General features: G+C 72.3%; 10 protein-coding genes and 2 riboswitches. Of the genes, 6 read left to right on the top strand and 4 right to left on the bottom strand.

What is annotated here, in order from left to right; genetic code table 11:
- Positions 1 to 132: 132 nt before the first annotated feature.
- Positions 133 to 319, top strand: a riboswitch (cobalamin riboswitch).
- Positions 320 to 353: 34 nt separating this feature from the next.
- From OG285_RS02445 to OG285_RS02430, 4 genes are read left to right on the top strand one after another with little or no spacing between them, the layout of a single operon-like run.
- Positions 354 to 1,934, top strand: coding sequence for an ABC transporter substrate-binding protein (locus tag OG285_RS02445; RefSeq protein WP_356831511.1), 1,581 nt, complete (start codon positions 354 to 356; stop codon positions 1,932 to 1,934).
- Between the two features lies 1 nt (position 1,935).
- Positions 1,936 to 2,883, top strand: coding sequence for an ABC transporter permease (locus tag OG285_RS02440; protein ID WP_371790015.1), 948 nt, complete (start codon positions 1,936 to 1,938; stop codon positions 2,881 to 2,883).
- Entirely contained in the window at positions 2,880 to 3,755 is an 876-nt protein-coding gene (locus OG285_RS02435) for an ABC transporter permease (RefSeq protein ID WP_371790014.1), read from the top strand. Before OG285_RS02440 ends, OG285_RS02435 begins: the two co-directional genes overlap by 4 nt.
- Positions 3,752 to 5,377 (top strand): ABC transporter ATP-binding protein, encoded by a 1,626-nt coding sequence (locus OG285_RS02430; RefSeq protein WP_371790013.1) that lies wholly within the window; start codon positions 3,752 to 3,754, stop codon positions 5,375 to 5,377. The genes OG285_RS02435 and OG285_RS02430 overlap by 4 nt, the downstream gene beginning before the upstream one ends.
- A 142-nt stretch (positions 5,378 to 5,519) precedes the next feature.
- Here the strand turns inward: OG285_RS02430 and OG285_RS02425 are convergent, their stop codons facing one another.
- Positions 5,520 to 5,666 carry a hypothetical protein gene (locus tag OG285_RS02425; protein WP_371790012.1) on the bottom strand — a complete coding sequence of 49 codons (147 nt, stop codon included), beginning with the start codon at positions 5,664 to 5,666 and terminating at the stop codon, positions 5,520 to 5,522.
- Complete coding sequence (tsaD, locus tag OG285_RS02420) at positions 5,663 to 6,733, bottom strand: tRNA (adenosine(37)-N6)-threonylcarbamoyltransferase complex transferase subunit TsaD (protein WP_371790011.1); 1,071 nt, start codon at positions 6,731 to 6,733, stop codon at positions 5,663 to 5,665. Before tsaD ends, OG285_RS02425 begins: the two co-directional genes overlap by 4 nt.
- A gap of 332 nt (positions 6,734 to 7,065) precedes the next feature.
- A riboswitch (cobalamin riboswitch) is annotated at positions 7,066 to 7,140 on the top strand.
- A gap of 59 nt (positions 7,141 to 7,199) precedes the next feature.
- Here tsaD and OG285_RS02415 point away from each other — a divergent pair.
- Together OG285_RS02415 and OG285_RS02410 are read left to right on the top strand one after the other, a co-directional pair.
- Positions 7,200 to 7,691: a CbtA family protein gene (locus OG285_RS02415; RefSeq protein WP_371790010.1), complete on the top strand. Its 492-nt coding sequence runs from the start codon at positions 7,200 to 7,202 to the stop codon at positions 7,689 to 7,691.
- On the top strand, positions 7,688 to 8,434 hold the full coding sequence (locus tag OG285_RS02410) for a (2Fe-2S)-binding protein (protein ID WP_371790009.1): 747 nt from the start codon (positions 7,688 to 7,690) through the stop codon (positions 8,432 to 8,434). Before OG285_RS02415 ends, OG285_RS02410 begins: the two co-directional genes overlap by 4 nt.
- A gap of 284 nt (positions 8,435 to 8,718) precedes the next feature.
- Here the strand turns inward: OG285_RS02410 and gndA are convergent, their stop codons facing one another.
- Positions 8,719 to 10,158, bottom strand: a complete 1,440-nt coding sequence (gndA, locus tag OG285_RS02405; RefSeq protein WP_371790008.1) for an NADP-dependent phosphogluconate dehydrogenase — start codon at positions 10,156 to 10,158, stop codon at positions 8,719 to 8,721.
- Between the two features lie 329 nt (positions 10,159 to 10,487).
- A complete protein-coding gene (locus OG285_RS02400) occupies positions 10,488 to 11,843 on the bottom strand; it encodes a GH1 family beta-glucosidase (protein ID WP_371790007.1) in 1,356 nt (451 codons plus the stop codon).
- Positions 11,844 to 11,880 lie beyond the last annotated feature (37 nt).

Raw genomic sequence — 11,880 nt, 5'->3', positions numbered from 1 at the left:
TCGCCGCAACCCACCGGCCCCCTGGCGCGCGCCGTGAACAAGACGTTCCTCCGCACCTTGCGCGTCAGCGCTGCCGGGACCAGCTGATCGCACTCCCCGGAGCCGGGAGCAGAGCCGGGTCCGGCTCCGCTCGTCCCGTGCGCCACAATGGGTGCACGAGGCGACGGGGATCAGGAAGCCGGTGCGAGTCCGGCGCGGTCCCGCCACTGTGACCGGGAAGCGGTCCTCCTGCATGTCACTGTCCGCGGCTGCGGATGGGAAGGCGGAGGCGAGCGATGATCCGGGAGCCAGGAGACTGACCCGTCGCCGGTCCGACAGCAGGGGCGAGGACACCCCGGAGAGGATCGACTGTGATGACGCATGCCCGGACGGAGCCGGTACACCGGCCGGAACTCGGCAACCGGCCAGGCCCCGGCAGGCGGAGCGTGCTGGCCGCCGGGGGCGCCCTGGCACTTGCCGCGTCCTCCGGCCTGCTCACCGGCTGCGGCGCGGACGGGAAGGACGGGGGAGGCGGCGACCGGTTCCGCGCCGCGTTCACGGCCGGCGGCTCGCAGGAGACCCTCGACCCCCACATCGCCCCGAACTTCGTCGACCAGGCCCGCGCCAAGGCCCTGTACGACACGCTCGGCACGTACGCGGACGACATGTCCGTCCGCAAGCGTCTCGCGGAGTCCTGGGAGAGCGACGCCTCCGGAACCCGCTGGCGAATACGTCTGCGCAAGGCGGACTTCCACGACGGGAAACCGGTGACCGCGAAGGACGTTCTCTACAGTTACCGCCGTGCCGCGGACCCCGCCACCGGCTCCCCCTCGCAGGTACTGCTGTCAGCGATCGACTTCGACGCCACCAGGGCCGAGGGCGCGCGATCCGTCCTCTTCGTGTTGAAGGCGCCGAACTTCGAGTTCCCCACTGTCTTCGCCGGCCCCGGTACCGAGATCATCCCCGACGGTACGAGGGACTTCCGCAAGCCCGTCGGCTCCGGGCCCTTCACCTTTGTGTCCTTCACGCCCGGTGGCACCGCCCGCTACCGGCGCTGGGCCGACCACTGGGACGGCGCCCCGCACATCGCCGAGCTGGAGATCGTCCCCGCGAACGAGGAGTCGGCGCGGCTCAACGCGCTGCTGTCCGGACAGGTCCACTACGCCTCCGACATGGCCGGCGCCTCCGTGGACCGGCTGAAGAAGGAGGGCTCGACGCGACTGCTCACCGCGGAACGGGCCACCGCCCAGCAGCTGCTGCTGCGCACCGGCCGGAAGCCGTTCGACGACCCGCGGCTGGTGCGGGCCGTGCAGCTCGGGCTCGACCGCGAGGCGCTGGTCCGGGTCGCGCTGGCCGGGCACGGTGAGGCGGGGAACGACCTCTTCGGCATGGGCCTGCGCGGCTACCCGCAAGGTCTCAGGCCCCGCGAACGGGACGTCGGCGAGGCGCGGAGCCTGGTGAAGGCGGCCGGCGCGGAGGGGCTGCACATCACCGTGGAGACCAGCTCCGTCGACGCCACGTGGGAGACAGCCGCGGACCTGATGGCGCGGCAGCTGCGCGAGGTGGGGCTGAAGCTGACCGCCAACACCCGTGCGGCCAGCACGTATTTCAGCGAGATCAGGACGCAGGGCGTCGCCGCCTTCAACACCACCTCCACGCTGCCCGTGTCCGACTTCCTCCAGCAAAGGGTCCGCGGTGGAGCGGCCCGCAACCAGACGCAGTACGCATCGAAGAAGTTCGACGCGCTGCTGGAGCGCTCCCGGACCACTCGCGACGAGAAGGACCGGCCGGCGCTGCTCGCGCGCGCCCAGAAGATCGCCCGGGACGAGTCCGGGCTGCTGGTGTGGGCGTTCTCCGATGCCAACGACGCGATCGGCCCGTCGGTCCGCGGACTGCGCGCGGCACCGCCGAACTCGCACGACTGGGCCCGGTTCGACCGGGTCCGCATCGGCTGACGTGCGCGCCTATGTCCTGCGGCGCTCACTGCTGGCAGTGCTTCAGTGCCTGATGGTGCTGGTCACCGTGTTCGCCGTCGGTTCGCTGCTGCCAGGGGACACGGCCGACGTGCTCCGCGGTGAACTCGGCACGTCCGAACAAGTCGCCTCGCTCCGAAGCCAGTTGGGGCTTGACGAGCCGGCCTGGGCCCGCTTCTGGCACTGGCTCGGCCAGCTGCTCACCGGCGACTTCGGGCACTCCCTGACGACCGGGCTGCCGGTGGGCGACGACATCGGCCGCCGCATCGGGGTGACGCTGCTGCTGGGCGTTCCGGCGCTGATACTGGTCACGGTCCTGGCGCCACTCCTCGGCACGGTGTCGGGGCTGCGGGAGGGCAGCCGCGTCGACCGGACGCTGAACACGGCGACTGTTCTGCTGCACGCCGTACCGGAGTTCGTGCTCGGGCTGCTGCTGGTTGCCTCCGTGTCGCTGGCGGCCGGGCTGCTGCCCGCCACCGCGGTCGGCATGGACACGGGCGCGCTGCTGGCGCAGCCGGCCGTGCTGGTGCTGCCCGTCACCGTACTGACGGCCCGGCACCTGTGTGATCTGGCGCGGCAGATCCGGGCCGGTGTGGCGGCGGGGCGGCACGGTGCCGTCGCCGGGCACCTGCGGCTTCTGGGGATGCGGGAGCGGACGGTGGTGCTGCGCCATGTACTGCCGGGCGCCCTGGGTCCCGCAGCGCAGCAGTTCGCCCGCTGCGTGGAGGGGCTGCTGGGCGGCACCGTGCTGGTGGAGGCCGTGTTCGGCTTCCGCGGTCTTGGCAGCGGTTTCGTCGAGGCCGTGCAGAACCGGGACCTGCCCCAGGTGCAGACGTACGCGCTGCTGTTCACCGGCACCGCCGTCGCGGTGAACCTGCTCGGGGACCTGGCCGCCCACCGGCTGGCGCCGTACCGGGAGGTGGCGGCGTGACCTTGTGGGAGAAGTCCGATGCCGTGAACGCCGGCGGGAGCCGTGGCCGGTGGACCGGTGGCGCCGTGCGCACCGGCCGGCCCCGCCGGCCGTGGATCGCTCTGGTGCTGCTCGGCGTGCCGGTGCTCGCAGCCCTGCTGGGGCCGTGGGTGGCCGGTAACGCGCCGTCGGCGGAGGGCGCGCTGCCGTCGCAGCCGCCCGGAGCGGGGCACCCGCTCGGTACGGATGTCCTGGGCCGGGACGTGCTGTGGCTCGTGCTGCACGGCGGTGCCTCGGTGCTGGGCAGCGCCCTGGGGGCCCTGCTGATCGGCATGGCCGCGGGGGCGCCGCTCGGGCTCCTGGCCGCCGGCCCGCGGCGCGGCCTCGACGAGACGGTGATGCGCGGCCTCGACCTGCTGCTTGCGTTCCCCGGACTGCTGGTGCTGATGACCCTGGCCGCGACGGGGCACCGTGACTGGTACTGGCTGGTGACGGTCGCCGGGGTGCTCCAGGTCCCGGCCGTGGCACGCCTGGTACGCGGGGCCGCGCTCGCGCCCGGCTCCCGCACGGTCGTCGAGGCGCTGCGGATGCAGGGGCGCGGCTGGGCGTACATCCATCTCCGGCACCTGGCAAGGGAGTTGGCCGCCCCGCTGGCCACCGACGCGGGGGGCCGGTTCTCCGTGGTGCTGTACCTGCTGGCATCCGCCAACTTCCTCGGCCTGGGTCTGCCCGTGTCCTCGCCGGACTGGGCGGTGCTCGTCGAGCGCAACAGCGACGCCCTGTTCACCCAGCCCGCCGCGGTGCTGGTGCCCGCCGGTCTGCTGACGGCGCTGTGCGTCGGCGGCAACCTGCTCGTGGACCGCGCCCTCGCACGGAAGAGGACGGGCCGTTGACCGGCTCCGCGCCCGGGCCGCTGCTGGATGTCCCGGAGCTCTCCGCGCACGCCGACGGGGCGGAGCGCCCGCTGCTGGACCGGGTCGCACTGACCGTTCCGGCGGGCGCCGTCACCGCCGTCGTCGGCCCGTCGGGCAGCGGCAAGACCACGCTCGGCCTGGCGGCCCTCGGAACCTCCCGGAGCGGCGTGCGGCTGGCCGGACGCGTCCTGCTGGCGGGCACGGACCTGCTTCTCCTGGCGCCGTCCCGGCGTCCCGCGGTCCGGGCGGGCCTCGCCGCGCATCTGCCGCAGCACCCGGAGACGGTGCTGGATCCGGTACGCCGGGCCGGCGGCGCACTCACGGAGCTGGCCGCCCTCGGCCATCCGGGACGAGCCGCGCGGAAGCCCGCCGCCCTCCGGGCACTGACCTCCGCCGGTCTGGAGTGGGCGGCCGTCCGGCGTCGCTTCCCGCATCAGCTCTCCGGCGGCCAGCAGCAACGTCTGGCGCTCGCCTCCGCCTTGGCGACGGGGGCGCGGCTCCTGGTCCTCGACGAGCCGACCAGCGGCCTCGACCCGGCGCTCGCGCACGCCCTGGGCCGTACGGTGCGGGCGCTGGCCGACGACGGCGCGGGCGTGCTGCTGCTCAGCCACGACCTGCGGCTGGTACGGGAGACGGCCGACAGGGTCATCGTGCTGGAGGACGGCCGGGCCGTGGACGACGGTCCGGCAGGCGACGTCCTCGGCGCGGGCGGCCCCGTCGCCGACTCCGTACCGACCGCCGTCCGGCTGTCCGCCGTCCGCCATCGGGCCACCCGGGAGCTGCTCACCGCGGAACACCCCACCGGCGTGGGCGAACAGGCAGGCCCCGGCGGGCCCGGCCCGGCTCCGGAGGTCCGCGACGGGGTCGCCGCCACGGGCATCGTCGTGCGCCGCAGGTCCGGTGATCCGCTCGCCGGACCCGTGTCGATGGCGTTCCCGCCGGGCAGCAGGACGGCACTGCTCGGTCCTTCCGGCTCGGGCAAGACGACGTTCGCCCGGGTGCTGGCCGGACTGACCACACCGTCCCTGGGAGAGGTACGGTTCGACGGCCGACCACTCCCGCGCCGCATCGACCGGCGCACCGCAGCACAGCGCCGCGTCACCCAGTACGTGCACCAGAGCAGCGCCGGCTCCTTCGAGGAACACCGTCCGGTCCTCGCGCAACTCGCCGACACCGCAAGGCTGCTGCGCGGGCTGCGGAGCGAGGAGGCGACGGCCGAGGCGATGGAGACCGGCGCTGTGCTGGGCCTCGACGACACGCTGCTCCACCGGACCCCGGACCGGCTCTCCGGCGGCCAGCTCCAGCGGTGTGCGCTGGTGCGGGCCCTGACCGCTCGTCCGGCACTGCTGATATGCGACGAGGTGACGTCGGCCCTGGACACCGCATCCCGGCAGCGCGTCCTCGACGCGCTGCCCCGCCTGCTCGCCCCGGCCGGAACCGCCCTGCTGTTCATCAGCCACGACCTGCCCGCCGTGCGGGCGATCGCCGAGGAGGCCGCACTGTTCGACGGGGGCCGCTGTGTACGCCGTGGGTCCGTGGACCACGTGTTGCCCGCCGCGTGGTCCGGCCCTCCCGGCATCAGCGGCTACGACGGCGGGTGATCTGTTCGGGCAGCCGGTGACCGGCCACAGCGGGTCGAGTCATTCCACGGCCACGACCCGGGGCGGGCACGGCCCGCCGCCAGCCGGGGCACTTGATGGGTCCGGATGCCGGGGGCCGAGGAACGCCCCGCATCCGGACCCCTCAGGTGCCCGCGAACCGGCCCGCCGCCTCATCGTCCTGCGACCAGGGCGCGGCGCCGAACGCCTCGGCATACACCTGGCGCCCGCCCGCCTCGCGGCCCAGCAGCTCCGGGCCGGAGACGCGCCGGAGGGCGATGGCGTTGTTCATGCCGCTCTCGCGCCGGTGCGGGAGACGGGGTGCAGGGCTGCGTACTCCAGCGGCGCGGACGGGTCGATCGAGACATCCAGCGGGGCCGGCTTGGCGCCCGCCCGGACCAGGAGGTCACCGACGGCGGCGATCATCGCGCCGTTGTCGGTGCACAACTTGAGCGGGGGCACCCGCAGCACGATCCCGGCAGCCGAGCAGCGCTCCTCGGCCAGCGCCCGCACCCGGGAGTTGGCGGCCACCCCGCCCACCACGACCAGCGTCCCCACTCCGTGCTCACGGCAGGCGGCCACCGCCTTATGCGTCAGCACATCGGCCACGGCCTCCTGGAGCGAGGCCGCCCCGTCGGCGACCGGCAACTCCCCGCCCCGCAGCCGGTACCGCTCGGCCCAGCGGGCGGCGGAGGTCTTCAGCCCCGAGAAGGAGAAGTCGTAGCGCGAATCCCTCGTCCCCGTCAGCGGCCGGGGAAACGCCACGGCCCGTGGGTCGCCCTCCCGCGCGGTGCGGTCGATAGCCGGCCCACCCGGATACGGCAGCCCGAACACCCGGGCCACCTTGTCGAAGCACTCACCGGCCGCGTCATCGATGGTGTCGCCCAGGTGCACGATCGGATCCCTCGCCAGATCCCGCACGAGCAGCAAGGACGTGTGCCCGCCCGACACGATCAACACCATGCACGGGTCGGGCAACGGCCCGTGCTCCAAGGTGTCGGCCGCGACGTGCCCGGCCAGATGGTGCACCCCGTGCAGTGGCACCCCCAGCGAGAAGGCCAGCGTCTTCGCCCCCGCCAGCCCCACCTGCAACGCCCCCGAGAGGCCCGGCCCCGTGGTGACCGCCACCGCACCGATGTCCGACATCCGCAGCCCGGCCCGCTCCAGCGCCTCCCGCACGACCGGAACGAACGAGTGCACGTGCGCACGGGCGGCGATCTCCGGGACCACTCCACCGAAACGGGCGTGTTCGTCCATGCTCGACGCCACCGCATGCCCCAGCAGCCGCCCGTCCCGCACCAGCCCGGCGCCCGTCTCGTCGCACGACGACTCGATCCCGAGCACCACAGGAGAACCCACGACAACCTCTTTCACACACCAACCGCAGTTGCAACCGATGTGCAATAAGGTACGCCGTCGGGTCATGGCTGCAACGGCGCAGGGGTCAGCCTTCAGAGGACCAACCACCGGTCATGGAGCGCCCAGCCCGCGCCTCAGTCACCACTCGGTGCACTCGTCGTGTCACACCGACCGGCCGTCCTGAAACACCGCGCCAGTCTCCGGATGGTGGAGGCCCCCCTGGTCGGGTGGCCGGATTCCGCGGTGCCGCGGCTCTGATCCGGATTTGCCGTGGGCTTGATTGACCAGCTGGAGAACCGATCCGTACGCTCCCCCGTGTAGTGATGGCATAAGGAAGCTGGTGAGATTCCAGCACGGTCGCGCCACTGTGAGCCAGGCCACCGGAAGGTGGTCGGCGAGTCAGACACTGAGCCCTCACTCCGCCCGCATACGCAAGGGACGCACGATCCCAGAGGGAGGGCTCGCCTTGAGCGCCGTTTCCACATCCCTTCCGGTGGCCACACCGGTTGTCCTGCCGATCTCCACGTCAGTTCGCTGGCTGGTCGGCACCGCGCTGATCGCGCCGGCCGTCTACCACTTCATAGGCGTCGACCAGGGCGCCGTGTCGGTGTTCGGCGACTGGAACGCCACCCTCCGCACCGGCGCCGCGCTCGTGGTCGCGATCGGGATCGTCATGCTGCTCCTGCCGCAGCTCGGCCACCTCGCGTCCGACAAGGAGAACTTCGGCAAGCACGCCACCGAGACCCCGTTGCCGCTGGCCGACTCGAAGGGCCACATCGTCTACCCGGGCTTCCCGGCCGACGTGCTGTTCGCCTTCCGCTTCTCCTCGGTCGCAGCCCAGTTCATCCTCTGGACGGCCATCGGCCTGGTCTTCGCCCCGCTGGCCGAGCGCCTGCTCCGCCCCGCGCGGCCCGACGCCGCGGCCCCCTCGCCGGAGCCGGACCCCGTTCCGGCATGAGCAGCCCTCCTGCGGCGAGCGCGGTGATCGAGGAGGTCGCCGCGCTCGGCCCGTTCTTCGCCGTGCAGGTCCACCCGCCCGGCACGGAGCTGCCGGGACCCTGGCAGCGGATCACCCGCCCGCTGCTCGAAGCCCGTGTGACCGGCGTACGGGACTGGCTGGCCGCGGCCGGCGAGCAGCCGCCGGACGCGGTCGAGACCCGGGTCGCGGCATCAGTCGCCCACCTGGGACTGGCCGCCCGGCTGGTCTCACCGGCGCTGGCCGCCGCCGTACTGCACGGCCTGGTCCCCGCTCCTTCCCTCGCGGATCTCCGATGGCAGCCCGTGATCGGCGGCCCGGTTCCCCTGTCCCTGCCCGGCGACGCCTTTGCCGGCGACGCCTCCTCCGAGGGCTCCGCGGATGTGCCGGCCCAGCTCGCCGACGAGCTGAGCACCCGTCTGCTGGACGGCCCGCTGTGCGAACTCGCCGATGCCATGGCGGAGTTCTCGCTCTCCCGGCACATCCTGTGGGGCAATACCGCATCGGCCGTCAACGGAGCCGCGACCATGATCACGACAACCCGTCCGGATCTCACCGCACGGACCCGCGCCATCACCTCGCTTCTCCTGGAGCGGCCCCCACTGCGCGACGCCGGCACCACTACGCCCAACGGAGCGTTCCGGCGCCGGAGTTGCTGTCTGATCTACCGCGCTGCCCCCGGCGGCGAGGGAGCTCTGTGCGGGGACTGCGTACTGTCCCGCTGACCAGGCTGCTCGCCTTGCCGTTCGCACCGGTGGAGGAATCGCCGCGGGCCGACGTCCCGAGCCTCGCAGAATCGTCCTCGACGGCGCGCCGCCCGTCGTGCTCACACCCGAGGAATACGAACGTCTCGTCCTGACCCGCCGCCGGCCCGGCGGCCGGAGCTCCCGCATGAGCTGTACGTCGTCGAGGAGTCCCTCGATCACCTCCTCAAGGTCGAGACGCCTTTCCGTGCGTGCACGCCGTGTCGCGGGGTCGGTGCCGGTGAGCTGGTGGTGGGTCAGGTGGGTCAGCTTTCGATTTCGGTCTTGTCTGCGCCCCAGAGGGTGTGGAAGGTGCCGTCGCGGTCGGTGCGGCGGTAGGTGTGGGCGCCGAAGTAGTCGCGTTGGCCCTGGGTGAGGGCTGCGGGGAGGCGTTCGGCGCGCAGGGAGTCGTAGTAGGCGAGGGCGGCGGCGAAGCCGGGGGTGGGTACGCCCTGGGTGACGGCGGTGGCGGTGACCGCGCGCCAGTCGTCCTGTGCGGCGGCGATCTCGTCGGCGAAGCCCTTGTCGGCGAGGAGGCTGGGCAGCTGGGGCTGTGCTTCGTAGGCGGCGGTGATCCGGTCGAGGAACGCGGCGCGGATGATGCAGCCGCCGCGCCAGATCGCGGCGATCCTGCCGAGGTCGATGTTCCAGTCGTACTGCCGGCTGCCTGCGGCGAGTTCGTGGAATCCCTGGGTGTAGGAGACGATCTTCGAGGCGTACAGGGCCTGTTCGACCTTGTCGGCGAAGGCCGCGGCTTCGTCCTTGCCCAGGGGTTGGGCGGTGGGTCCTGCGAGGTGACGCGAGGCTTCGCGCAGGTCGGCGTGGCCGGAGACGGAGCGGGCGAAGACCGCCTCCGCGATGCCCGAGACCGGCACGCCGAGGTCGAGGGCGATCTGGACGGTCCAGCGGCCGGTGCCCTTCTGCTCCGCCTGGTCGAGTACGACGTCCACGAAGGGCTTGCCGGTCGCCGCGTCGACGTGTGAGAGCACCTCTGCGGTGATCTCGATGAGGTAGGAGTCCAGGCGCCCGGTGTTCCAGGTGCGGAAGACGTCCGCGATCTGGGCGGGCGAGTAGCCGGCCACGTCCCGCAGCAGCTGATAGGCCTCGCCGATGAGCTGCATGTCGGCGTACTCGATGCCGTTGTGCACCATCTTCACGAAGTGGCCGGCCCCGTCGGGGCCGATATGTGTGGTGCACGGGGATCCGTCGGTGGCCTTGGCGGCGATCTTTTCGAGCATCGGCCCGAGCGACTCGTACGACTCGGCCGATCCGCCGGGCATGATGCTCGGCCCGTGCAGTGCGCCCTCCTCACCGCCCGAGATCCCGGTACCGACGAAATGGATTCCCCGCTCGCGCAGTTCCTTCTCCCGGCGCCTGGTGTCCGCGAAGTGCGCGTTGCCGCCGTCGATGATGACGTCGCCCTCCTCCAGGAGCGCCGCGAACTCCTGGATCACGGCATCGGTCGGATCGCCCGCCTTCACCATGATCACCAGCCGGCGCGGTCGCTCCAGGGCCGCCACGAACTCCTCCGGGCTGTCAGCGGGTACGAAGATGCCCTCCTCGCCGAACTCCTCCACCAGTTCGTGCGTCCTGGCCGCGGTGCGGTTGTGCAGCGCGACGGTGAACCCGTTGCGTGCGAAGTTACGGGCGAGATTGCGGCCCATCACCGCGAGTCCCGTGACGCCGATCTGGGCTGTTCCACTCATTGGCCGTGCTCCTCGGAAATCGGGGGGGGGTGCCACGCCTGGTCGTATACCTGACCGTACGTCCGGCGCCGCGATCCTGCCGGGATCTGCGGGCCGCGCGGCGTACCGGGCACCCAGGTCGTTCCGAACACGGCTGCCCAACTCCACCGGGTCGTATCCCCGTTCAGTGACGCCTGCCGCCCGCTCGGGAGCGGAGCCGGACTGCGAGCAGATCGGAGAGCGCTCTCCCGACTCCGGTGCCGCGCCGAAGGGGCCCCGCGGCACCGGAGCCCCCTCGGTCATGCGGGTTCAGCGGTTCACGCGCTTCACCTGGCCGGTGCGGTCAACGCTCACGCGGCCCTCCGCCCCCGGCCGCGGGCGGAGCGGACGATGTCCGCGTACCGGTGGCCGCTGCTCTTGACGGTGCGCCGCTGCGTCGCGTAGTCGACGTGCACCAGGCCGAAGCGCTTGTCGTAGCCGTACGCCCACTCGAAATTGTCCAGCAGCGACCAGGCGAAGTATCCGGCCAGCGGGACGCCCTTGCGGGCGGCGCGGGCGCAGGCGGCCAGGTGCTCGTCGAGGTACCGGACCCGCTCCGGGTCGTCGACCGATCCGTCGGCGCGGACCACGTCGGGATAGGCGGAGCCGTTCTCCGTGACGTAGATCTTCTGCGCGCCGTACTCGTCGGTCAGCCGCAGCAGGATGTTCTCCAGCCCGTCGGCGTTGACCTCCCAGTCCATCGCCGTGTGACGGGCGCCGGGCAGATAGACCTGCTTGGCGTGCGGCAGCGGACCCGTCGGGTCGGCGGTGACCACATTGCGGAAGTAGTAGTTCACGCCCAGCCAGTCGAGCGGGGTGGCGATCGTGTCGAGGTCACCGGTCCGGACGGGGAGGTCGACACCGTACAGATCGACCATGTCCTGCGGGTAGCCGCGCCCGTGGATCGGGTCCAGCCACCAGCGGTTCGTGTGGCCGTCGGCACGGACCGCCGCGGCCCGGTCCTCCTCGCGCTCGGTGGCCGCCTCGCAGGGGCTGAGGTTGTTGACGATGCCGACCCGGGCCCCGGGGACGGCCGCACGTATCGCCTGGGTGGCCAGCCCGTGGCCCAGGTGCAGGTGGTACGAGGTGCGGACGGCGGCGGTGATGTCCGTGAGGCCGGGCGCCATCCGGCCCTCCAGGTGGCCGATCCACGACGAGCAGAGCGGCTCGTTCAGCGTCGTCCAGTCCTTCACCCGGTCGCCGAGACGCCGGGCCACCACGGCCGCGTACTCGGCGAAGTGCTCGGCCGTCTCCCGGGCCGGCCAGCCGCCGCGGTCCTGGAGGGTCTGGGGGAGGTCCCAGTGGTACAGGGTCGGGAAGGGGGTGATGCCGGCTTCGAGGAGGCTGTCGACCAGCCGGTCGTAGAAGGCGAGCCCCTTCTCGTTGACCGGTCCGTCGCCGCCGGGTACGACACGCGGCCAGGCGACGGAGAACCGGTACGCGTCCACGCCGAGCTGCTTCATCAGCCCGATGTCCTCACGCCAGCGGTGGTAGTGGTCGCAGGCCACATCACCGTTGTCCTCGTTGTCGATCTTTCCGGGAAGGTGCGAGAACGTGTCCCAGATGGAAGGCGAACGGCCGTCTTCGGCCACGGCTCCCTCGATCTGGTACGCCGCCGTGGCCACTCCCCAAGTGAATTCCGCGGGAAGGGAGTTGTACTCGTTCACGGGCTGCCTTTCTGCTGCGCGGTGCTGAGGGTGCTGA

This window comes from Streptomyces sp. NBC_01471 (assembly GCF_041438865.1).
In the GTDB taxonomy this organism is placed as follows: domain Bacteria; phylum Actinomycetota; class Actinomycetes; order Streptomycetales; family Streptomycetaceae; genus Streptomyces.
The sequence above is the reverse complement of the archived record's forward strand: the minus strand, read 5'-3'. Positions and strand labels throughout refer to the sequence as shown.